General features: G+C 73.4%; 20 protein-coding genes. 17 read left to right on the plus strand and 3 right to left on the minus strand.

The annotated features are described in order from the left end of the window. Window positions 1–34: 34 nt before the first annotated feature. From ACFWAR_RS29090 to ACFWAR_RS29100, 3 genes are all read left to right on the plus strand, one after another. Entirely contained in the window at window positions 35–1,402 is a 1,368-nt protein-coding gene (locus ACFWAR_RS29090) for an aldehyde dehydrogenase family protein (protein ID WP_385783269.1), read from the plus strand. Window positions 1,403–1,407: 5 nt separating this feature from the next. Next, window positions 1,408–2,214 (plus strand): 3-oxoacyl-ACP reductase, encoded by an 807-nt coding sequence (locus tag ACFWAR_RS29095; RefSeq protein WP_385783271.1) that lies wholly within the window; start codon window positions 1,408–1,410, stop codon window positions 2,212–2,214. Window positions 2,215–2,346: 132 nt separating this feature from the next. Next, window positions 2,347–3,651 (plus strand): haloacid dehalogenase-like hydrolase, encoded by a 1,305-nt coding sequence (locus ACFWAR_RS29100; protein ID WP_385783274.1) that lies wholly within the window; start codon window positions 2,347–2,349, stop codon window positions 3,649–3,651. 18 nt (window positions 3,652–3,669) lie between these two features. Here ACFWAR_RS29100 and ACFWAR_RS29105 read toward each other — a convergent pair whose 3' ends face one another. Next, window positions 3,670–4,872, minus strand: a complete 1,203-nt coding sequence (locus tag ACFWAR_RS29105; RefSeq protein WP_385783277.1) for an amino acid deaminase/aldolase — start codon at window positions 4,870–4,872, stop codon at window positions 3,670–3,672. Window positions 4,873–5,214: 342 nt separating this feature from the next. On the opposite strand from ACFWAR_RS29105, the gene ACFWAR_RS29110 reads away from it, so the two are divergent. Genes ACFWAR_RS29110 through ACFWAR_RS29120 form a run of 3 tightly spaced genes read left to right on the plus strand, consistent with a single transcriptional unit; the run spans window position 5,215 to window position 7,967 of the window. Beyond that, on the plus strand, window positions 5,215–6,006 hold the full coding sequence (locus ACFWAR_RS29110) for a hypothetical protein (RefSeq protein ID WP_385783279.1): 792 nt from the start codon (window positions 5,215–5,217) through the stop codon (window positions 6,004–6,006). After that, entirely contained in the window at window positions 6,003–7,214 is a 1,212-nt protein-coding gene (gene mycP / locus ACFWAR_RS29115) for a type VII secretion-associated serine protease mycosin (RefSeq protein WP_385783282.1), read from the plus strand. The genes ACFWAR_RS29110 and mycP overlap by 4 nt, the downstream gene beginning before the upstream one ends. Window positions 7,215–7,226: 12 nt before the next feature. After that, a complete protein-coding gene (locus ACFWAR_RS29120) occupies window positions 7,227–7,967 on the plus strand; it encodes an SseB family protein (RefSeq protein ID WP_385783284.1) in 741 nt (246 codons plus the stop codon). 138 nt (window positions 7,968–8,105) lie between these two features. Here the strand turns inward: ACFWAR_RS29120 and ACFWAR_RS29125 are convergent, their stop codons facing one another. Continuing rightward, a complete protein-coding gene (locus ACFWAR_RS29125) occupies window positions 8,106–8,483 on the minus strand; it encodes a DUF1844 domain-containing protein (RefSeq protein WP_354382649.1) in 378 nt (125 codons plus the stop codon). Between the two features lie 405 nt (window positions 8,484–8,888). Between ACFWAR_RS29125 and infC the strand changes: the two genes are divergently transcribed. From infC to ACFWAR_RS29175, 10 genes are all read left to right on the plus strand, one after another. Continuing rightward, window positions 8,889–9,635 carry a translation initiation factor IF-3 gene (gene infC / locus ACFWAR_RS29130; protein ID WP_385783289.1) on the plus strand — a complete coding sequence of 249 codons (747 nt, stop codon included), beginning with the start codon at window positions 8,889–8,891 and terminating at the stop codon, window positions 9,633–9,635. A 104-nt stretch (window positions 9,636–9,739) separates the two neighbouring features. Further along, window positions 9,740–9,934 (plus strand): 50S ribosomal protein L35, encoded by a 195-nt coding sequence (rpmI, locus tag ACFWAR_RS29135; RefSeq protein WP_351053231.1) that lies wholly within the window; start codon window positions 9,740–9,742, stop codon window positions 9,932–9,934. A gap of 103 nt (window positions 9,935–10,037) precedes the next feature. Then, window positions 10,038–10,424 (plus strand): 50S ribosomal protein L20, encoded by a 387-nt coding sequence (gene rplT, locus ACFWAR_RS29140; protein ID WP_385783292.1) that lies wholly within the window; start codon window positions 10,038–10,040, stop codon window positions 10,422–10,424. 171 nt (window positions 10,425–10,595) lie between these two features. After that, window positions 10,596–11,459 (plus strand): TrmH family RNA methyltransferase, encoded by an 864-nt coding sequence (locus tag ACFWAR_RS29145; RefSeq protein ID WP_385783294.1) that lies wholly within the window; start codon window positions 10,596–10,598, stop codon window positions 11,457–11,459. Window positions 11,460–11,522: 63 nt separating this feature from the next. After that, a complete protein-coding gene (locus ACFWAR_RS29150) occupies window positions 11,523–12,728 on the plus strand; it encodes an ATP-binding protein (RefSeq protein ID WP_385783297.1) in 1,206 nt (401 codons plus the stop codon). A 152-nt stretch (window positions 12,729–12,880) separates the two neighbouring features. Further along, window positions 12,881–14,008, plus strand: a complete 1,128-nt coding sequence (pheS, locus tag ACFWAR_RS29155) for a phenylalanine--tRNA ligase subunit alpha (RefSeq protein WP_385783300.1) — start codon at window positions 12,881–12,883, stop codon at window positions 14,006–14,008. Continuing rightward, entirely contained in the window at window positions 14,008–16,536 is a 2,529-nt protein-coding gene (pheT, locus tag ACFWAR_RS29160; RefSeq protein WP_385783303.1) for a phenylalanine--tRNA ligase subunit beta, read from the plus strand. The genes pheS and pheT overlap by 1 nt, the downstream gene beginning before the upstream one ends. A gap of 139 nt (window positions 16,537–16,675) precedes the next feature. Next, entirely contained in the window at window positions 16,676–17,698 is a 1,023-nt protein-coding gene (locus tag ACFWAR_RS29165; protein ID WP_385783306.1) for a PP2C family protein-serine/threonine phosphatase, read from the plus strand. Between the two features lie 269 nt (window positions 17,699–17,967). Further along, window positions 17,968–19,341 carry a transcriptional regulator gene (locus tag ACFWAR_RS29170; protein WP_385783308.1) on the plus strand — a complete coding sequence of 458 codons (1,374 nt, stop codon included), beginning with the start codon at window positions 17,968–17,970 and terminating at the stop codon, window positions 19,339–19,341. A gap of 62 nt (window positions 19,342–19,403) precedes the next feature. After that, a complete protein-coding gene (locus ACFWAR_RS29175) occupies window positions 19,404–19,925 on the plus strand; it encodes an NUDIX hydrolase (RefSeq protein WP_385783336.1) in 522 nt (173 codons plus the stop codon). On the opposite strand, the gene ACFWAR_RS29180 is transcribed toward ACFWAR_RS29175, so the two are convergent. Further along, window positions 19,922–20,824, minus strand: a complete 903-nt coding sequence (locus ACFWAR_RS29180) for a 3-hydroxybutyryl-CoA dehydrogenase (RefSeq protein ID WP_330329539.1) — start codon at window positions 20,822–20,824, stop codon at window positions 19,922–19,924. The two genes, ACFWAR_RS29175 and ACFWAR_RS29180, sit on opposite strands and share 4 nt — an antisense overlap. 154 nt (window positions 20,825–20,978) lie before the next feature. On the opposite strand from ACFWAR_RS29180, the gene ACFWAR_RS29185 reads away from it, so the two are divergent. Then, the gene (locus ACFWAR_RS29185; RefSeq protein WP_385783311.1) at window positions 20,979–22,244 is read left to right on the plus strand and encodes a glycoside hydrolase family 10 protein; all 1,266 of its coding nucleotides are present in this window, start codon (window positions 20,979–20,981) and stop codon (window positions 22,242–22,244) included. Window positions 22,245–22,288 lie beyond the last annotated feature (44 nt).

Below are 22,288 nucleotides of genomic sequence, written 5' to 3' on the forward strand. Positions count from 1 at the left end.
ACCACCCACCGAGCGAACGACTGAGAGGCACCACGTGTCATCCGATGCGCTGGACGTACTGAACCCGGCCACCGAGGAGGTCGTCGCCACCGTCCCGGCCGCCACACGGGACGACGTCGACGCCGCCGTCGTACGGGCCGCCGCGGCCCAGCGCGGCTGGGCCGCCGCCGCACCCGCCGACCGCGCCCGGCTGCTGCGCCGCTTCGCCGCCGCGGTCGACGAGCACCGCGAGGAACTGGCCTGGCTGGAGGTGCGCGAGGCCGGCCACACCATCGGCAACGCCCGCTGGGAAGCGGGCAACGTGCGCGACCTCCTCGAATTCGCCGCCGGGGGAGTGGAACGGCTCGCGGGCCGGCAGATCCCGGTGGCCGGCGGCCTCGACGTCACCTTCCTCGAACCCCTCGGCGTCATCGGCGTGATCGCCCCCTGGAACTTCCCCATGCCGATCGCCGCCTGGGGCCTGGCACCCGCCCTCGCCGCGGGCAACGCCGTCATCCTCAAGCCCGCCGAGACCACCCCCCTCACCGCGCTGCGGCTGGCCTCCCTCGCCCTGGAAGCGGGCCTGCCCGAGCACCTCTTCCAGGTGCTGCCCGGTCGCGGACCGGTCGCGGGCAACGCCCTCGTGGAACACCCCGGAGTCGCGAAGATCGTCTTCACCGGCTCCACCGGCGTCGGCAAGCAGATCATGGCCAAGTGCGCCGAACGGGTGAAGCGGGTCACCCTCGAACTCGGCGGCAAGAGCCCCAACATCGTCTTCGCCGACGCCGACCTCGAAGCCGCCGCGGCCGCCGCCCCCATGGCCTTCCTCGACAACACCGGCCAGGACTGCTGCGCCCGCACCCGCATCCTGGTCCAGCGCTCCGTGTACGACCGCTTCCTCGACCTGATCACCCCCGGGATCGAGGGCGTGGTCGTCGGCGACCCGGCCGACGAGAAGACCCAGATGGGTCCGCTGATCTCGCGGGCCCAGCTGGAGCGCGTACGGTCCTACGTCACCGACGACCTCACCGCGGTCCGCGGCACCGCCCCCGAAGGACCCGGCTTCTGGTACCCGCCCACCCTCGTCACCGGGGCCGACCCCACCGCCCCCGTCGCCGCCGAGGAGGTCTTCGGGCCGGTCGCCGTCGTCCTGCCCTTCGAGGACGAGGAGGACGCCGTCCGCCTCGCCAACGCCACCGAGTACGGGCTCTCCGGCTCGCTCTGGACCCGCGACGTGGGCCGCGCCCTGCGCGTCTCGCGCGCCGTCGCCGCGGGCAACCTCTCCGTCAACTCCCACAGCAGCGTCCGCTACTGGACCCCCTTCGGCGGGTACAAGCAGTCCGGCCTCGGCCGCGAACTCGGACCCGACGCCCTCACCGCATTCACCGAGACCAAGAACGTCTTCATCAGCACGGAGGCCTGAGCCACATGACCGCCCAGAACACCGACCGGAACACCGAAGAGATCGTCTGCCGCCGCCTGGTCGGCCGCACCGCCGTCATCACCGGAGCCGGCAGCGGCATCGGCCTCGCCACCGCCCGCCGCCTCGCCTCCGAGGGCGCGAACGTCGTCTGCGGCGACATCGACGAAACGGCCGGCAAGGCCGCGGCCGAAGAGGTCGGCGGCACCTTCGTGAAGGTCGACGTCACCAACCCCGAGGAGGTCGAGGCCCTCTTCAAGACCGCCTTCGACACCTACGGCTCCGTCGACATCGCCTTCAACAACGCGGGCATCTCGCCCCCGGACGACGACTCGATCCTCACCACCGGCCTGGAGGCGTGGAAGCGGGTCCAGGACGTCAACCTGACCTCCGTCTACCTGTGCTGCAAGGCCGCCCTGCCCTACATGCAGCGCCAGGGCCGCGGCTCCATCATCAACACCGCCTCCTTCGTCGCGATCATGGGCGCCGCCACCTCCCAGATCTCCTACACCGCCTCCAAGGGCGGCGTCCTGGCCATGTCCCGCGAGCTGGGCGTCCAGTTCGCCCGCGAGGGCATCCGCGTCAACGCCCTGTGCCCGGGACCCGTCAACACCCCGCTCCTGCAGGAGCTGTTCGCCAAGGACCCCGAGCGCGCCGCGCGCCGCCTCGTGCACATCCCGGTCGGCCGCTTCGCCGAGCCCACCGAGATCGCCGCCGCCGTCGCCTTCCTCGCCAGCGACGACTCCTCCTTCATCAACGCCACCGACTTCCTGGTCGACGGCGGCATCGCGGGCGCGTACGTCACCCCCCTGTAGGGCCGCGTCCCGGGTCCGCCCCGAGCGTTCACCCGGACGGCACCACCCCGACAGCCGGGCGTCGCACGACGCCCGGCTGTCGTGCTCTATCGTCCGCGACGATCTTCGTAGGAATCAGGAGCGTTCACCCCAGTGACCCGACCCAGCACCGCCCGACGGCTCCAGGCCGCCGGCGCCGCCCTCGCGATAGCCGCGGGCGCCCTCGTGGCCGCCGCCCCCGCCGCCCAGGCGGCCCGGCCCGGCGCCCACTGCACCACCCCGCAGGTCGGCGCCGGCTGGTACGGCGACAACCGCGCCCGCCTCCAGCAGCTGATCGACCAGTACGGCCGCTGCGCCACCCACCGCCCCGGCCACGACAAGCCCGTGGCCGTCTTCGACTGGGACAACACGGTCGTCAAGAACGACGTCGGCGACGCCACCATGTTCTGGCTGCTGCGCAACGGCAAGATCCGCCAGCCCGCCCGCGGCGACTGGAGCACCACCAGCCGCTACCTCACCCCGGCCGCCACCAAGGCCCTCGCGCAGGCCTGCGGCGCCCTCGCCCGGCCCGGCGCCCCGCTGCCCACCGGCAACGGCACCCCCGCGGGCACGCGCTGCGCCGACGAGATCAACGCCGTCTACGGCACCGCCGCGACCAAGGCCGGCGCCGCCGCCTTCGCCGGGTGGGACCGCCGGACCATCGAGCCCGCCTACGCCTGGCTGCCCCAGCTGACCCAGGGCTACACCGCCCGCGAGGTCCGCTCCTTCGCCGCCGCCGCCCGCACCGAGAACCTCGCCGCACCGATCGGCGCCACCCAGCAGGTCGGCAGCGCCACCGCCACCGGCTGGGTGCGCTACTACGACCAGCAGAAGGACCTGATCGGCGGCCTGCAGAAGGCCGGGTTCGACGTCTGGATCAGCTCCGCCTCGCCGCAGCCGGTCGTCGAGGTGTGGGCCAAGGGCGTCGGCGTGGCCGCCGACCACGTCATCGGCATCCGCAACACCACCACCTACGACGGCGCCAACACCGCGCACCTCCAGGGCTGCGGCTCGGTGCGCGACGGCGCCGACACGATGATCACGTACGTCGACGGCAAGCGCTGCTGGATCAACAAGGTGGTCTTCGGCGTGCGCGGCGCCGCCGCCGAGAAGGTGCAGCCCGTCGGCCGCCGCCAGGTCTTCGCGGCCGGCGACTCCGACACCGACGTCTCGTTCCTGCGCGACGCGACCGCGCTGCGCCTCGTCCTGAACCGCAACAAGAACGAGCTGATGTGCCGGGCGTACGACAACGGCGACGGCCGCTGGATCGTCAACCCGATGTTCATCGAGCCGAAGAAGCAGAAGGCCGCGCCCTACCCCTGCGCGACCACCGGCTTCACCGGACGCGACGGAACGCCCGGCCCGGTGCTGCGCGGCGACGCCAGCGTGATCCCGGACCAGCGGGACTCCGTCTACTAGGGGTCTTCGGTCCCCGGCTCAGAGGAAGGTGCGGCCCTCGCCCCGGTACGTCGGGGCGGTGGCCGTCACCCGGTCGCCCTCGACCAGGTGCAGCGCGTCGAAGCGCTCGCACAGCTCCCCGGCCTTCGCGTGCCGGAACCACACCCGGTCACCGATCCGCAGGTCGTCCGCGGGGGCGCCGAGCAGCGGGGTCTGCACCTCGCCGGCGCCCTCCTGCGGGTCGTAGCGCAGGCCCTGCGGCAGGTACGGCTGCGGCAGCCGGTCGGCGCCCGCCGCGCCGGAGGCCGGATAGCCGCCGCCCAGCACGGTGATCACGCCCACGCCCGGACGGCGGACCACCGGCTGGGCGAAGAGGGCCGCCGGACGCCCCCGGAACGACGTGTAGTTGTCGAACAGGCGCGGCACGTACAGGCCCGACCCGGCCGCGATCTCGGTGACCGCGTGCTCGGCCGCCGTCTGCTGCACGCTGCCGGTGCCGCCGCCGTTGACGAACTCCAGCTCCCCGACGACCTCGCGCACCGCCCGTACGGTCTCCGCGCGCCGGACCGCCAGCTCCTTGCGGGCCGTCGCCTGCATCAGCCGGATCGCCCGGGAGCGCAACGGACGGCCCGTCAGGGAGTCGCCCACACCGGCCACGTGGCCCTCGTACCCCATCAGCCCGACCACCCGGAAGCCCGGCCGGGCGGTGACGGCGCGGGCCATCGCGGCCAGCTGGGCCGGTTCGCGCATCGGGGAGCGGCGGGCGCCGACCCGGACGAGACCGCCCAACAGGTGCAGCGCGGTGTCCAGTTCGAGGCAGACCCGGATCTCCTCGGTCCCGCCGTCGCGGGCGTGGTCGATCAGCTCCAGCTGCGCCGGATCGTCCACCATCACGGTGACGGCCCGGGCGAGCTTGGGGTCCGAGGCGAGTTCGGCGAAGCCGGTGCGGTCGGCGGAGGGGTAGGCGAGCAGGACGTCCTCGAAACCGGACCGGGCCAGCCAGAGGGACTCCGCGAGGGTGTAGGACATGATTCCGGCGAACCCGGGCCGGGCCAGGACCCGTTCGAGCAGGGTCCGGCAGCGGACGGACTTGCTCGCCACCCGGATCGGCTTCCCGCCGGCCCGGCGCACGAGGTCGTCGGCGTTGGCGTCGAACGCGTCGAGGTCCACGATGGCCAGCGGCGCGTCGAGGTGGGCGGTGGCCCGGTCGTAACGGGCCCGATCGGCGGCGGGGGAAGTCATGGGCGCAGCTTGCCATGCCGCTCTACCGGTGGGTAGGCCCTGCTTCGCCCCGCCTCACCCGCCGCGGGCCCGGGCGCGGGCCACCGATCCGCCTCAATCGCCGGCGGGGCTGGGATGTGCCGATGGGGCTGGAGGGGGAAATGGAGCCTGCCCGGCGATTGAGGGCTCGCCGGGGGGTGTGGGGCCGCTTTCAGCCCGCCCGGCGATTGAGGGCGCGCCCGGGGCTCGGGGGGCGGTGACTGCACGGGGGTTGGGGGTGGGGCGGGGTGGGCGTCGTAGAGTACGGGCAGGCACCCGCAGGCACGGCACGGTACGGAACGGGGGCGGAGCCGCCGGATGACCATGTCTGACCGACACACCGCCCCGCCCGCGGACCCGGGCGCCCCGGACGACGCCCCCGCACCCCGAGCCCCGGCCCACCCGGCCCGCACCGCGGCCGCCGCGATCGCCACCGCCGCCGGTCTCGCCCTCATCGGCGGCGCCGCCTTCGGCGTCTGGTCCGACCACCACGCACGCCAGCGCCCCGTCACCCCCGCCGCCGCCCACCGCACGGCGGGCTCGCTCTGGCGCGAGACCCCGATCGACACCCTCTTCCCGCCCACCCTCGACGGCCGCGGCGCCGGACCCGGCGGTTCCGACCGGACCTGGACCCGGATCGCCCTCGCCCCCGACGCGCCGTGCGCCACCGCGCTCCCCGCCGCCTGGCAGGCCCCCCTCGCGCCCACCGGCTGCACCCGCGTGCTGCGCGCCACCTACACCGACGCCACCCGCAGCTCCCTGATCTCCGTCGGCATGGTCTTCACCACGGCCGACGCCCCCACGATGGCGGCGCTCAAGGGCCGCCTGCCGGTCCCCTCCGGCTACGGCTTCGCCGACGGACAGCGCGGCGCCTGGACGGTGTCGGTCCCGCCCGAGGCGCCCGTCGTCCTCTACTGCGTCTCCGCCTTCGCGGACGGCCGCCCGGTCGCCGCGCCGCGCCCGGCCGCCGACGCGGTGAAGAAGGACGACACCAGCGCCGTCGCCCAGGCCGGTCTCGGCTACGAGGCCAAGGGCGTCGCCGACCGGATAGAGCGCGCCCTGCGCGCACTGGCCGCCCCGCCCACCCCCACGGCGAAACCGGAGCCGTCCCGATGACCCGCCGGCCCCTCCCCGCGCCCCTCCCCGCGCTCCGCTCCGCCGCGGTCTGCGCCGCCCTCGCCCTCGCCTGCGCGGCCCTCGCCGCCCCGCCCGCCGCCGCCGACGCCATCCGCGACCGTCAGTGGAACCTCACCGCCCTGCGCGCGGAGGAGGCCTGGGGCACCACCCAGGGCAACGGGATCACCGTCGCGGTGCTGGACACCGGCGTCGACGCGACCCACCCCGACCTGGCCGGACAGGTCCTCGAAGGCACCGACCTCGTCGGCATGGGCGCCTCCCGCGGCGATCGCGCCTGGGCCCGGCACGGCACCGCCATGGCCGGGGTGATCGCCGGGCACGGCCACGGCCCCAACCGGCAGCAGGGCGTCTTCGGCATCGCGCCGCAGGCCAAGATCCTGCCGGTCCGGGTGATCCTGGAGGAGGGCGACCCGGGCCGGGCGAAGGCCCGCGAGAGCAAGGGCGGCGCCCTCGCCGAGGGGATCCGCTGGGCCGCCGACCACGGCGCCGACGTGATCAACATGTCGCTGGGCGACGACAGCCAGTCCGCCCACCACGAGGCCGCCGAGGACGAGGCCGTGCAGTACGCCCTGGCCAAGGGCGTGGTCGTGGTCGCCTCGGCCGGCAACGGCGGCGAACAGGGGGACCACACCTCCTACCCGGCCGCCTACCCCGGCGTGATCGCCGTCACCGCCGTGGACCGCAAGGGCGCCAAGGCCCCCTTCTCCACCCGCAACTGGTACGCCACCGTCAGCGCCCCCGGGGTCGACATCGTCATCGCCGACCCGGACCGCGGCTACTACGAGGGCTGGGGCACCAGCGCGGCCGCGGCGTCCGTCTCGGGCGTGGTGGCGCTCGTCCGCTCCGCCCACCCGGAGCTGGCCCCGGCGCAGATCAAGAAGCTGCTGGAGGACACCGCCTCCGACGCCCCGCGCGGCGGTCGCGACGACGCCCGCGGGCACGGACTGGTCGACCCGGTCGCCGCCCTCCAGGCCGCCGACGGGCTCAGGGCGGACTCCATCGCGCCGACCCCGGTCCCGGCCACGAGCCGCTACTTCGGCCCCGGACCCGAGCCCGTACGTCCCCCCGCGCGCCACGGCCGGTACGCGGCGCCGGTCGCGGCGGGCGCCGGGGTGGCGCTGCTCGTGCTGGCGGGCGTACTGGTCCGGCGGCGGCGGCCGGACGAAGAGCGCCGCACCGCGATATAGGGTCGGGTAACTGTGGCCCAGAAGAACATTCCAGACCCCGGTTTCTCCGACGACGACGGCACCGCCGATCCCCGGCTGAGCGCGGCCCTGTCCGCGTGGGCCCAGGACAGATCGCAGGAGCCACAGGTGCTGGCGGCCCTCAAGGACGCGCGCCTGCTCGTCCCGGTCGTCGCCGTGCTCGGCGAGGTCGAGACCGACCCCGAGACGGGCCTCAAGCGCGAGAAGACCAGCGACATGGCCGTCCCCACCCTCAAGGCGGGCGACCGGCGGGCGCTGCCCGCCTTCACCTCGATCGCTGCGCTGGCCCTGTGGGACCCGGCGGCCCGGCCCGTGGCCGTCCCGCTGCACCAGGCCCTGGCGGCGCTCGCGCACGAGAAGGCCGACACCCTCGTCCTGGACCTCGCGGGCCCGGTGCCCTACCAGCTGACCGGTTCGGCGCTGCTCGCGGCGGCCGAGGGCCGCACCGACGCCGACCCGCTGGCCGACCCGGCGGTCACCGCGGCCGTGCGCGCGGCCGTGGTCGCGACCCGGAGCGTCGTACGGTCCTACCTCGGCCCGGCCGGCGCCGACGCGGACGGCACCCTCGCCGTGGTGCTGGCCGACGGCGCCGACCCGGCGGGCAGCGCCCGGGAGCTCGCCGAGGCGCTGGCGGCCGACGAGACCCTGCGGGCCCGCCTGGTGCGCGGACTGGACCTGGCCCTGCTGCCACCGGACGCGGCGGCTCCCGGAGAGCTCCTCTTCGTCCGGGACTGAAACGGACGCGCCCGCGAGCGGGTCCGTGATCGCGTCCGTGATCGCGCCCGCGAGCGGAACGCGAACGGTCCCGGCGGGTGCCCCGGGCGATCGGGGCACCCGCCGGGACCGTGGTCGAGCGGGGTGGTGCGGGAGGGATCAGCCGAAGACCGGACCCGTGAACTTCTCGCCCGGGCCCTGGCCCGGCTCGTCCGGGACCAGCGAGGCCTCGCGGAAGGCCAGCTGGAGCGACTTCAAGCCGTCGCGCAGCGGGGCCGCGTGGAAGGAGCTGATCTCGGTGGCGCTGGCCGTGACCAGTCCGGCCAGGGCCGTGATCAGCTTGCGGGCCTCGTCGAGGTCCTTGTGCTCGGAGTCGGGCTTGTCCAGGCCCAGGTTGACCGCGGCGGCGCTCAGCAGGTGCACGGCCACCGTGGTGATCACCTCGACCGCGGGCACGTCCGCGATGTCGCGGGTCATGGCGTCGTAGTCGGGAGCCTGGTCGGCTTCGGTGGTCTCGGGGGGCGTCGCGTCAGTCATGCGTTCACGATAAGCCGGTGTCGGAGGGGGTCGGGACCGGGCCCCCGCGGCGCCGGGTCCGGGCCCCGCGGGTGGCCGGTTCGCGGCCGGGTTAGCGTCCGGGAAGACCCCTTGCTATATTGGGGTCACCAGACCGGCTGGATGCGCATGCGTCCGGCCCACAAGTGGAGGCTCCGTACTCCCACCTAGTCGTCCTCCGGGATGGCAGGTCACCGGTCAAGGCAGTATCCATCGTTCCGTACGGACGATGGAAAGCCGCCTGATGCTGCGCCCCGCGATGTTGTGATGCGGTGGTGTTCCGGTATTTCCAAGGAGCCCCGCCTGTGTCCCGTCCGGGGCATTTTTTGTGTTCCGGATCGGTTGGTCTCGCGTCAGAGACGTTACGCGGCTGTCTGCCAGGCGGCCGTGTGGTGGTGCAACCGAGGAGGATCCATCAGCACCGAGCCCCGCATCAACGACCGGATTCGCGTTCCCGAGGTACGACTTGTCGGTCCGAGCGGCGAGCAGGTCGGCATCGTGCCGCTCGCGAAGGCGCTCGAGCTTGCGCAGGAGTACGACCTCGACCTGGTCGAGGTAGCGGCGTCCGCCAGGCCGCCGGTCTGCAAGCTCATGGACTACGGCAAGTTCAAGTACGAGTCGGCCATGAAGGCCCGTGAGGCGCGCAAGAACCAGGCGCACACGGTCATCAAGGAGATGAAGCTCCGGCCGAAGATCGACCCGCACGACTATGACACCAAGAAGGGTCACGTCGTCCGGTTCCTCAAGCAGGGCGACAAGGTCAAGATCACGATCATGTTCCGTGGTCGCGAGCAGTCCCGTCCGGAACTGGGCTACCGACTGCTCCAGCGTCTGGCTTCGGACGTCGAGGACCTCGGGTTCATCGAGTCGAACCCGAAGCAGGACGGCCGAAACATGATCATGGTTCTCGGCCCGCACAAGAAGAAGACCGAGGCGATGGCCGAGGCCCGTGAGGCGCAGGCCGCCCGCAAGGCCGAGCGTCAGGGCCTTTCCGCCACGGACGAGGGCGAGTTCCTCGCGGACGAGGCCGGAGTCGACGAGGTCCTCGCCGACGAGGCCCCCGAAGCCGAGGTCCCCGCAGCCGAGGCCGCTCCGGCCGAGGACGCCTCCACCGAGGCTCCTGCCGAGGCCTGAGTCCGGAGCAGCCCGCCCCGGACTCGACAGAAACTATTGACGCTCCCGCCAGCCTGGTTCCTCCGGACCGGTGGGAGCGCCACCGACGAGGAGATAACGGCGCTATGCCGAAGAACAAGACGCACAGCGGTTCCAAGAAGCGCTTCAAGATCACCGGTGCCGGCAAGGTGCTCCGTGAGCGCGCCGGCAAGCGCCACCTGCTCGAGCACAAGTCGTCCCGTGTCACCCGCCGCCTGACCGGCACCGCGGAGATGGCCCCCGGCGACGCCGCGAAGATCAAGAAGCTTCTCGGCAAGTGACGTTCCTCCGCTCCCCGTTGGCGGGAGCGGAACGTCAAGACCGGGACCCCATCGAATTCGGGCCGTGTGAAGACATCCACGGCCCTGTTACAAGGAGTACAAAGTGGCACGCGTCAAGCGGGCAGTAAACGCTCACAAGAAGCGTCGGGCGATCCTCGAGGCCGCCAAGGGTTACCGCGGTCAGCGTTCGCGCCTGTACCGCAAGGCCAAGGAGCAGGTCACCCACTCCCTGACCTACAACTTCAACGACCGCAAGAAGCGCAAGGGCGACTTCCGCCGGCTCTGGATCCAGCGCATCAACGCCGCTGCCCGCCAGAACGGCATGACGTACAACCGCCTCATCCAGGGTCTGAACGCCGCCAACATCGAGGTGGACCGCAAGATCCTCGCCGAGCTGGCCGTCAACGACGCCAACGCGTTCGCCGCGCTGGTCGAGGTCGCCCAGAAGGCGCTTCCGGCCGACGTCAACGCCCCGAAGGCCGCTGCCTAAGCAGTCCGTCCTTCACGAGCCCTCACCGGCTCACCGGCCCCCAGCGGCCACAGCCCGGACCCGCAGGCCTCGTGCCTGCGGGTCCGGCGCGTTTGACCAGCCGTTCTCCGCTGGTCCGAGCTGTTTCGATCCGTTTCGACCCGCAGTACGCACGGAAGCGAGCCGACCGCCATGGGTACCCCCGCCCCCGCCGAGCTGATCTCACCGCGATCCCCCCGGGTGGCCGCCGCCCGACGGCTCGCGCGCCGGAACTTCCGCACCAAGGAGCGGCGCTTCATCGCCGAGGGCCCGCAGGCCGTCCGCGAGGCCGCCGAACACCGCGGCGAGGCGGGCGCGACCCTGATCGAGCTGTTCGCCACCGTCGAGGCCGCCGAGCGCTACGCCGACATCATCGAGGCGGCCCTGGCCGCCGGTGCGCGCGTGCACTACGCCGGTGACGAGGTGCTCGCGGAGGTCTCGCAGACCGTCACCCCGCAGGGCCTGGTCGGCGTCTGCCACTTCCTCGACACCTCCTTCGAGTCCGTCCTGGCGGCCGGACCGAAGCTGGTCGCCGTCCTCGCGCACGTCCGCGACCCCGGGAACGCGGGCACCGTACTGCGCTGCGCCGACGCCGCGGGGGCGGACGCGGTGATCCTCACGGACGCCTCCGTCGACCTCTACAACCCCAAGTCCGTACGGGCCTCCGTGGGCTCCCTCTTCCACCTGCCGGTGGCCGTGGGCGTCCCCGTCGAGCAGGCCGTCGAGGGGCTGCGCGCGGCCGGCGTGCGGATCCTGGCCGCCGACGGCGCGGGCGAGGACGACCTCGACGCCGAGTTGGACGCGGGCACCATGGGCGGCCCCTCGGCATGGGTCTTCGGCAACGAGGCCTGGGGGCTGCCGGAGGAGACCCGCGCACTCGCGGACGCCGTCGTGCGCGTCCCGATCCACGGCAAGGCCGAGAGCCTCAACCTCGCCACGGCCGCCGCCGTGTGCCTCTACGCCTCCGCCCGTGCACAGCGGGCTCCCGGAGGGTGCCGCTCCGTGACCCCCAGCTAGTAATGTGGCGCCCCGGGGGCGCCCGTCGCGGCGACCCCGACCGGAGATGTGGGGTACGGGTACATGACCGTCGGTACGAACAGCTCCCCGCGGGAGGCCACCCAGAGGGCGGCCCAGTCCGCGGGGCCCGGTGAGCCGGTGGCCGCGTCCCCGCTGGACGGCGGCGCACCCGCAGCGGGCGACGTGCTCGGAGCGGGCTTCGGCATGCACCCCGACGACCTGCCCGACGGGCTGGTCGTCGCCGACCACGCGGGCCGGATCATCTGCTTCAACCGGGCCGCCGCGCGGATCACCGCCGTCGACCCCGGCAAGGCCCTCGGCGACCGGATCGAGCGGGCGCTGCCCCTGGAGGACCTCGAAGGCCGCCGCTGGTGGGCGCTGACCGACCCCTACGGGGGCCTGGCCACCCGGCGCGGCCAGCCCGAGCGCAACCTGCTGCTCCCCGGCGGCCGCGAGGTGCTGGTCTGCGCCCGCTACGTCCGTACGCATCCCACGGGGCCGCTCAGCCACCTCGTGGTGAGCCTGCGCGGCACCGAGGCCCGGCGCCGCACCGAACGCAGCCACGCCGAGCTGATCGCCACCGTCGCGCACGAGCTGCGCTCCCCGCTCACCTCGGTCAAGGGGTTCACCGCGACCCTGCTGGCGAAGTGGGAGCGGTTCACCGACGACCAGAAGCGGCTCATGCTGGAGACGGTCGACGCCGACGCCAACCGGGTCACCCGGTTGATCGCCGAGCTGCTCGACATCTCCCGGATCGACTCCGGGCGCCTGGAGGTGCGCCGCCAGCCCGTGGACATCGCCACCGCCGTGGCGCGCCACGTCCAGGCGCTCACCGCGAACGGCCAGGCACCGGACCGCTTCCTCGTCCGGGTCGCGAGCCCCCTGCCCGATCTGTGGGCCGATCCGGACAAGATCGACCAGATCCTCGGCAACCTGCTCGAAAATGCCGTGCGCCACGGTGAGGGAACGGTCACCATCGAGGTGGCACCCGCTCCGGCCGGTGCGTCCGCGACCAAGAACGACAACGAGATGGGTACGGCCGTCACCGTGACCGACGAAGGCCCCGGCATCCCCGAGGACTCCATGCGCCGCGTCTTCACCCGCTTCTGGCGGGGCAGCAAGCGCGGTGGCACCGGTCTGGGCCTGTACATCGTCAAGGGCATCGTGGAAGCCCACGGCGGCACCATCACGGTCGGCCGCGGCCCCGGCGGCGGCGCCGAATTCCGATTTATCCTGCCCGTCGCCGCGCCGGCGTACCTCACGCAGTAACCCTGCGGAGCGTCTCGCCAGGCGGCCCACGGGCTCCTTCGCCCCCGGCGACCTTTAGACTCGTCCTTTGGCACCTTTGTGTCCTTGTGCCGAGCGCGCCCTGCGTGTCGCGCGGGGGACCCACCAGCCAGCCATCGGAAGTACGGGAAGAGATGTCGGCACCGAACAAGTCGTACGACCCTGTTGAGGTCGAGGCACTGAAACCGGATGAGATCGAGCGCATGCGGGACGAGGCGCTCGCCGCCTTCGCGTCCGCCGGCGACCTCGACGCGCTGCGGGAGGCGAAGACCGCGCACATGGGCGACCGCTCGCCCCTGGCGCTCGCCAACCGCGAGATCGGCGCCCTGCCGCCGCAGGCGAAGGCCGAGGCCGGCAAGCGCGTCGGCCAGGCCCGCGGCGCCGTGAACAAGGCCTTCGGCGCGCGCACGGTCGAGCTGGAGGCGGAGCGCGACGAGCGCGTGCTCGTCGAGGAGGCCGTGGACGTCACGCTGCCCCACGACCGCGTCCCGGCCGGCGCCCGCCACCCCCTGACCACGCTGATGGACCGCATCGCGGACGTCTTCGTGGCCATGGGCTACGAGGTGGCCGAGGGCCCGGAGGTGGAGGCGGAGTGGTTCAACTTCGACGCCCTCAACTTCACCCCCGACCACCCCGCGCGCCAGATGCAGGACACCTTCTTCGTCCAGGGCCCCGAGGGCACCGTCGGCGACGAGTCCGGTGTCGTCCTGCGCACCCACACCTCCCCGGTGCAGGCGCGCACGCTGCTGGACCGCGAGCCGCCCGTCTACGTCGTCTGCCCCGGCCGGGTGTTCCGCACCGACGAGCTGGACGCGACGCACACGCCGGTCTTCCACCAGGTCGAGCTGCTCGCCGTGGACGAGGGCCTGACCATGGCCGACCTCAAGGGCACCCTGGACCACATGGTCCAGGCGCTCTTCGGCCAGGACATGACCACCCGGCTGCGCCCGAACTTCTTCCCGTTCACCGAGCCGTCCGCCGAGATGGACATGCAGTGCTACGTGTGTCGCGGCGAATCGGTGGGCAACCCCGACCGCCCCTGCCGCACGTGCTCCAGCGAGGGCTGGATCGAGCTGGGCGGCTGCGGCATGGTCAACCCCAAGGTGCTCGTCGCCTGTGGCGTGGACCCCGAGAAGTACAGCGGATTCGCCTTCGGGTTCGGCATCGAACGGATGCTGATGTTCCGCCACAACGTCGAAGACATGCGAGACATGGTCGAGGGTGACGTTCGTTTCACCCGGCCGTTCGGGATGGAGATCTGATGCGGGTCCCGCTTTCTTGGCTGCGGGAGTACGTCGACCTGCCCGCGGGCGAGACCGGTCGTGACGTACAGGCGCGGCTCGTCGACGCCGGCCTGGAGGTCGAGCGCGTCGAGCAGCTCGGCACCGGTCTCCAGGGTCCCCTGGTCGTCGGCCAGGTCCTGACCATCGAGGAGCTCGAGGGCTTCCGCAAGCCGATCCGTTTCTGCACGGTCGACGTCGGCCAGGCCAACGGCACCGGCGAGCCCCAGGAGATCGTCTGCGGCGCGCGGAACTTCGCCGTCGGCGACAAGGTCGTCGTGGTGCTCCCCGGCGCGGTGCTGCCGGGCGACTTCGCGATCGCCTCGCGCAAGACCTACGGCCGCACCTCGCACGGCATGATCTGCTCGGGCGACGAGCTGGGCATGGGCGACGACGGTACGCACGGCATCATCGTGCTCCCCCCGGAGTACGAGGTCGGAACCGACGCGATCAAGCTCCTGGAGCTGATCGACGAGGTCCTCGACATCGCCGTCACCCCGGACCGCGGCTACTGCCTGTCGATGCGCGGCGTGGCCCGCGAGACGGCGACGGCCTACGGGCTGCCGCTGCGCGACCCGGCGCTGCTCGACGTGCCCGGCCCGAACTCCTACGGCTACCCGGTGCAGATCTCGGACCCGCAGGGCTGCGACCGCTTCACCGCCCGTACGGTCGGCGGCCTCGACCCCGAGGCCCGCTCGCCGATCTGGCTGAGCCGCCGCCTGCAGAAGGCCGGCATGCGGCCGATCTCGCTCGCGGTCGACGTCACCAACTACGTGATGCTCGAACTCGGCCAGCCGCTGCACGCCTACGACCGCTCCCGCGTGGACGGTCCGATCGGCGTCCGGCGCGCGGAGCAGGGCGAGAAGTTCACCACCCTCGACGGCGTCACGCGCACGCTGGACGCCGAGGACCTGGTGATCACCGACAACAGCGGGCCGATCGGCCTCGCCGGTGTCATGGGCGGCGCCAACACCGAGATCGCCGACTCCGTCACGGACCCGGAGACCCTCCAGGTCTCGGGCACCACCGACGTGGTCATCGAGGCGGCGCACTTCGACGCGCTGTCCATCTCGCGCACCGCCCGTCGCCACAAGCTCGCCTCCGAGGCGTCCAAGCGCTTCGAGCGCGGGGTCGACCCGCAGGCCGCGGCCGCCGCCGCGCAGCGCACGGTCGACCTGCTGGTGCTGCTCGCGGGCGGCACCGCCGAGGCGGGCGTCACCGAGCTGTCGGCCCCCTCCGCCCCGCGCACCATCGCGATGCGCGCGGACCACCCGGACCGGGTGGCGGGCGTGGACTACGGTCGCGAGACCGTCGTGCGCCGCCTCCAGGAGGTCGGCTGCGACGTCTACGGCCAGGACGAGCTGGTCGTCACCGTGCCGTCGTGGCGTCCCGACCTCGCCGAGCCGAACGACCTCGCCGAAGAGGTCATCCGGCTGGAGGGCTACGCCAACCTGCCCTCCACGCTGCCGCAGCCCCCTTCGGGCCGTGGGCTCACCGCCCGCCAGCAGCTGCACCGCCGGATCGGCCGTGCGCTGGCCGGCGCCGGTTACGTCGAGGCGCTGAACTACCCCTTCCTCGGAGCCCAGGTCTTCGACCAGCTCCAGCTGCCGGCGCACGACGCGACCCGCCAGGTCGTCACCCTCGTCAACCCGATCTCCGACGAGGAGCCGGCCCTGCGCAGCACGCTGCTGCCGGGTCTGCTCGGCGCGCTGCGCCGCAACGACAGCCGCGGCAGCCACGACCTCGCGCTCTTCGAGACGGGCTCGGTCTTCCGGGCCGGTCCGCAGGCCGGTGTCGCGGTGCGGCTGCCCGTCGACCGCCGTCCGACGGCCGAGGAGATCGCGACCCTGAACGCGGCCCTGCCCGCGCAGCCGCGGTACGCCGCGGTCGTGCTGGCCGGTGCGCGCGAGCAGGCCGGCTGGTGGGGCAAGGGCCGCCCGGCCGACTGGGCGGACGCGGTCGAGGCCGCCCGCTCGCTGGCCGTCGAGGCCGGTGCGGAGCTGGTCGTGCGCCAGGGCCAGTACGGTCCCTGGCACCCGGGCCGCTGCGCCGAGCTCGTGGTCACCCTCGACGGGGTGGAGCAGGTCATCGGCCATGCCGGTGAGCTGCACCCGCGCGTCGTCAAGGCGCTCGGCCTGCCCGCCCGCACCAGCGCGATGGAGATCGACCTCGACCGCCTCGCGGCGGCCGGTGGCGAGGCCCTCCGGGCGCCCCGGATCTCCACCTTCCCGGTGGCGACCCAGGACGTCGCGCTGATCGTCGACGCGGCCGTCCCGGCCGCCGAGGTCGAGACCGCGCTGCGCAAGGGCGCGGGTGAACTGCTCGAATCGCTGCGGCTGTTCGACGTCTTCACCGGCGAGCAGGTCGGCGAGGGGAAGAAGTCCCTCGCCTACGCGCTGCGCTTCCGCGCGGCGGACCGCACCCTGACGGCGGAGGAGTCCACGGCCGCCCGTGACGCGGCGGTGGCCCTGGCCACCGAGCGCACCGGAGCGGTCCTGCGCGGTGCGTAGCACCTGATGGCAGGTCTGTGAGGGGCACATCCGGATCACCGGAGGTGCCCCTCACTCATTCGGGTGAGAACCTCGGCGACCCGTGTCCGGCGCACCGGGTCGTGGACACAATCGTTCCGGCCGAGGGGAGGCACAGAGGATGATCACGCGCGGGCGGGTGCCCCACGTGCGCCGGGTGTGCGTCCTTGCCTGGGGCGGGGCAGCGGTGTCCTGGGAGCTGTCCTCGCCCGGACCGCTCGGCCCGAGCCTGGCCAGCTGCGCCGCCTTCCTGCTGCTGGCCACCGGGTGCGCGCTGCACATCCGTACGCGGCTGCTGGCGGAGCTGCGGCGCAGCCAGGAGATCTCGGGCGCGGTGCAGCGGGCCCTGCTGCGGCCGCTCCCGGCCCGGATCGACGGGCTGGCGCTGGCCGCGGCCCAACTGTCGGTCGGCGGCGACCTGTACGAGGCGCTGCCCACGCCCTACGGGGTCAGGGTGGTCATCGGTGACGTGCGCGGGCACGGGCCGGCCGCGCTGGGGGTGGCCTCCGCGGTCCTGGGTTCCTTCCGCGAAGCGGCGTACGACGAGGCGTCGCTGGGCGGGGTGCTGCGGCGGATGGAGCGGGCGCTGATCCGGCACGTGGGGGGCGAGCCGGAGGAGTTCGTCACGGTGCTGCTGCTCCAGATCGCGCCCGACGGCGCCCTGCTGGCCCTGAACTGCGGCCACCCCTGGCCGTACGTGCTGCGCTGGCTTCCCGTGCCCGAACCGTGCTGCGCGGGCTCCCGGGGGCGCGCCCCGCACCCGCCCGCGCGGCTGCCCCGGACGCCGGGTGGATCCCCGCGCCGGGAGCGCGTCGGGCTGGAGCCGCTCGGCGGCGAGACGCTGCCGCCGCTCGGGGTGCTGCCCCTGCCCGGTCCCGGTGACCTGGCGGCGCGGCCGTGCGGCCGGCTCGCCCCGGGCGAGGCGCTCTTCCTGCACACGGACGGGGTCGCGGACGCCCGTGACCGCGCGGGCCGCTTCTTCCCGCTGGCCGGCGCCGTCACCGAAGCGGCCGCGGCCGCCGCGCTCACGCCCGCGCGGCTGGTCGCGGGCGTGCACGCGGCGCTGCTGCGGCACACCAGCGGGCGGCTCGCCGACGACGTGGCCCTGCTGGTGCTGCGCAACGACCGGTTCGGCCCGGCCTGAGCGCGGGCCCGACCGGGGTGTCGGGGTGCGCCGCCCGCCTGCCATGGAGTGTCGGGCAGACAGCAGAACGGGCGGCGCCAGTACGGGTCGTCGCACTGTTCGAGGGGGAGCCGACGACCCGGGCTACCTCTTTGGCGAGGCTCTTCAGTGAAGCGCTGCCGGGTACTCCTGCGGCAGGGTGCGCGGCGCATTTATGCGCGCATCCGGTTCACACCCCGTGTGAAGCGAGCACCCACTAACCTGAGAGCGACGAGCCCCGGGAGCGGCCCATGCAGCCCAACGCACTGCTCGATGCCCTCCTTGCCGAGGCGGGCATGTCCCACGCCGGATTCGCCGCACACGTCAACCAGGCCGGCCGCAGCCGCGGATTGGCCCTGCGCTACGAACACACCGCCGTCGCCCGCTGGCTCAAGGGCCAGCGGCCCCGCGGCCAAGTGCCCGACCTGCTCTGCGAGGTGCTCGGCAGCCGCCTGCGCCGCCCGTTGTCGCTGGACGACATCGGGCTCGGCCTGCCCGGTTCGCCCGGCGCCGGTGGCGTCGAGGGCGACGCCGGTCAGGGATCGCCGCCCGGCACCCCGCTGGGCGGGTTCGTCGACCGGGCCACCGCCCTGTGGCGCGCCGACGGCCAGGCCCGCCCGCAGCTGCTGGCCGCCGGGGCGGTGTGCGGGACCCCGGCCGTCATCCCGGTCTGGGAGTGGGAGAATCCGCCCGAGGACGCGGACGTCTCGCGCTCGGGGCCCACCCCCGTCGGCCCCGAGCACATCGAGATCCTGCGGGCGGCCCGCGTGCACTACGAGCTGATGTACCGGCGGGCGGGCGGCGTGGCGACCCGGGAGCGGGTCGTCCGGTTCCTGGGCAGCGAGACCGCGCCGCTGCTGCGCGGGAGCTACCCCGACGCGCTCGGCCGGGGGCTCTACCGGGCCACCGGGTCGTTGGTGGCGGTGGCCGGGATCTGCGCGTACGACTCGGACGCCCACGGGCTCGCCCAGCGCTACTTCCACCAGGCCCTGCGGCTCGCGAAGGCGAGCGGGGACCGGGGCCTGGGGGCCTACGTGATCGCGCTGCTCGTCAACCAGTCCCTGCACCTGGGGGAGTTCCGCCGGGCGGTCGCCTTCGCGGAGGCCGCGCTGCGCGCCGCGGGGCGGCACATCACCCCGGCGCTCTCGGCCGACCTGTACGCGATGCAGGCCAAGGCCTACGCCCAACTCGGCGACGGGAGAGCGGCGTTGGAGTGCATCCGGCGCGCGGAGGCGGCCGCCGAGCGGATCCGGCCGGGCAGCGAACCGGACGAGACCGGGTACGTACAGCCCGGTCTGGTCAACGTGCAGGTGGCCGAGGCGCTGCTCGGGCTGGGCGAACTCGATGCCGCCTACGAGCAGGCGACGGCCGCCGTGGACACCCCGGCGCACGACCGGGGACGGGTGCACCGGCTGGCCATACTGTGCACGATCCAGCTGAGCCAGGGGGAGGCCGACGGGGCGGTGGCGGCCGCGACCGAAATGGCCGAACGGGCCAGGGGGATGGAATCCCTGCGGCTGCGCGACCGGCTGCGCGCGGTCCGCGAACAGCTGCTGACCAGCGGATGTGCGGGGGCGCGGGAGACGGCGCACCTCATCGACGGGGCGCTGCGCGTTCCGCTGTGATGCTCGGAACTGCTGCCATGTTGCCACCTACTCGATCGAAAGGTGGCACAACCGTGCAGTGGATGAACCTGAGCGAGCAGACCGTGTACAAGAACCGTTGGTTCGACGTGAACCTCGCGGACGTCGAACTCCCCGACGGCCGGCACCTGGACCACTTCGTGATCCGGCTGCGCCCGGTCGCCGTGGCCACGGCGGTCAACGAGGCCAACGAGGTGCTGCTGTTGTGGCGCCACCGCTTCATCACCGACAGCTGGGGCTGGGAGCTGCCGGCCGGCGTGGTCGAGGACGGCGAGGACATCGCCGCCGCGGCGGCCCGCGAGATGGAGGAGGAGTCGGGCTGGCGCCCGGGCCCCCTCCACCACCTGATGACCGTCGAGCCCTCCAACGGGCTGACCGACGCCCGCCACCACCTCTACTGGGCCGAGGGGGCGACGTACACCGGCCATCCCGAGGACGACTTCGAGTCCTCGCACCGCGCGTGGGTGCCGCTCAAGCTGGTCCCGGACATGATCGCGCGCGGCGAGGTCCCGGCCGCCAACATGGCGGCCGGGCTCCTGCTGCTGCACCACCTGCGCCTGGGCTAGCCGTACGGGTAGAAGCCCGAGCCCGTCTTGCGGCCCAGGCGGCCCGCGTCCACCATGCGCTGGAGCAGCGGGGGAGCGGCGTACAGGGGCTCCTTGAACTCGTAGTACATCGAGTCCGCCACCGAGGCCACGGTGTCCAGGCCGATCAGGTCCGCCAGCTTCAGCGGGCCCATCGGGTGGGCGCAGCCCAGCTCCATGCCGTTGTCGATGTCCTCGCGGCTCGCGATGCCCGACTCGAACATCCGGATCGCGGACAGCAGGTACGGGATCAGCAGCGCGTTGACCACGAAGCCCGAGCGGTCCTGGGCGCGGATCGCGTGCTTGCCGAGCACGTCCCGGACCAGGGCCTCGGCCCGCTTGACCGTCTCTTCGCCCGTGGTCAGCGCCGGGATCAGCTCGACGAGCTGCTGCACCGGGGCGGGGTTGAAGAAGTGGATGCCGATGACCTGGTCCGGTCGCGAGGTGGCGACGGCCAGCTTCACCAGCGGAATGGAGGAGGTGTTCGAGGCGAGGATCGCGTCCGGGCGGGTCACCACCTGGTCGAGCACCTGGAAGATCTCGGTCTTGACCTGCTCGTTCTCGACGACGGCCTCGATGACCAGGTCACGGTCGGCGAACTCGCCGAGGTCAGTGGTGAAGGTCAGTCGGGCCAGGGTGGCGTCCCGCTCCTCCTCCGTGATCTTGCCGCGTTCGGCGGCCTTCATCAGGGAGTTGTGCAGCCGGGTACGGCCGATCTCCAGGGCCTCGCCGGTGGTCTCGGCAACCTTCACCTCGAGACCGCTGCGCGCGCACACCTCCGCGATGCCCGCGCCCATCTGGCCACAGCCCACTACGCCGACCCGTGCGATGTCGGTCGGGAGGGTAGAGAGGTCCGTCACATCGTGCCTTTCGCTGCTCATCCATCGCGGGTCCCCCGTCGTTGACAGTGGTAACTGCATTCCGGCGCCCGCCACGCCCCCCGACGTTACTCCCGACCTGGGGCCCGATGACGGCCCGGGGCGGGCATGCTGGGCGCACCGAGATCAATATCACTGTGCGGAACGGAGCGGACACATGGCGCACATCGGCCGACGGGGACTGCTGGCGGGGGTGGCCGGGGCACTGGCCGCCGGGACGGTGACGACGGCCGCGGCGGGCCCGGCGGCGGCAGCGGCCGCGGGCCCCGCGCCCGGGGCCGGGGGCGCGCCCGCCCCCGGCTCCGCCCTGCGCGGCATGTGGGTGGCCTCGGTGGCGAACGTCGACTGGCCCTCGGCGGTGGGGCTGAGCGCCGCGGAGCAGGAGGCGGAACTGGTGGCCCTGCTCGACACCGCGGTCCGGCGGCGGTTGAACGCGGTGGTCCTCCAGGTGCGGCCGACCGCCGACGCGATGTGGCCCTCGGCGCTGGAGCCCTGGTCGCAGTGGTTGACCGGGCGCCAGGGCGGGGACCCGGGCTGGGACCCGCTGGGCACGGCCGTGGCCCGGGCGCACGAGCGCGGGCTGGAGCTGCACGCCTGGTTCAACCCCTACCGGGTGGCCACCCACACGAACGCGTCCCTGCTGGTCCCCGAGCACCCGGCGCTCCTGCATCCCGACTGGGTGGTCCCCTACGGCGGCAAGCTCTACTACAACCCCGGGCTGCCGGAGGTCCGGGCGTTCGTGCAGGAGGCGATGCTCGACGCGGTCCGGCGCTACCCCCTGGACGCGGTGCACTGGGACGACTACTTCTACCCCTATCCCGTGGAGGGGCAGTACTTCGACGACGACGAGGCCTTCGAAGCGCACGGCGCCGACTTCGACGCGCGCGCCGACTGGCGGCGGCACAACATCGACGCCCTGGTGCGGGAGATGGCCGCCGCGATCAAGGCGACGCGGCCGGGCGTCCGCTTCGGCGTCAGCCCCTTCGCCGTCTGGCGGGGCGACGACGTCGACCCGCTCGGCTCGGCGACCCGGGCGGGCCTGGGCACCTACGACGACCTCTACGCCGACACCCGCCGCTGGGTGCGGGAGGGCTGGCTCGACTACATCGCGCCGCAGCTCTACTGGCAGATCGGGCACCCGCAGTGCGACTACGAGACGCTCGTCGACTGGTGGTCGCGGACGGTCCGGGGGACCTCGGTGGAGCTGCTGATCGGCGAGGCGCTCTACCGCTGCGATCCCGACAGCCCCACGCCCGCCTGGCGGGACCCGGCCGAGCTGTCCCGGCACCTGACGGTCGCCGCCCGCCACCCGCAGGTCCGCGGCCACCTCTACTTCTCCGCGAAGCAGGTGGTCGCGGACCGGAGCGGAGCGATGGCGCGGGTGGTCGCGGACCACTATCCGACGCGGGTGCCGCCGCGCTGACCGCCCGCCGTCGCCGTTGTCGCTGTCGGCGCTGCCGTCGTTGT

This window comes from Streptomyces sp. NPDC059917 (genome assembly GCF_042730635.1).
GTDB lineage: Bacteria > Actinomycetota > Actinomycetes > Streptomycetales > Streptomycetaceae > Streptomyces.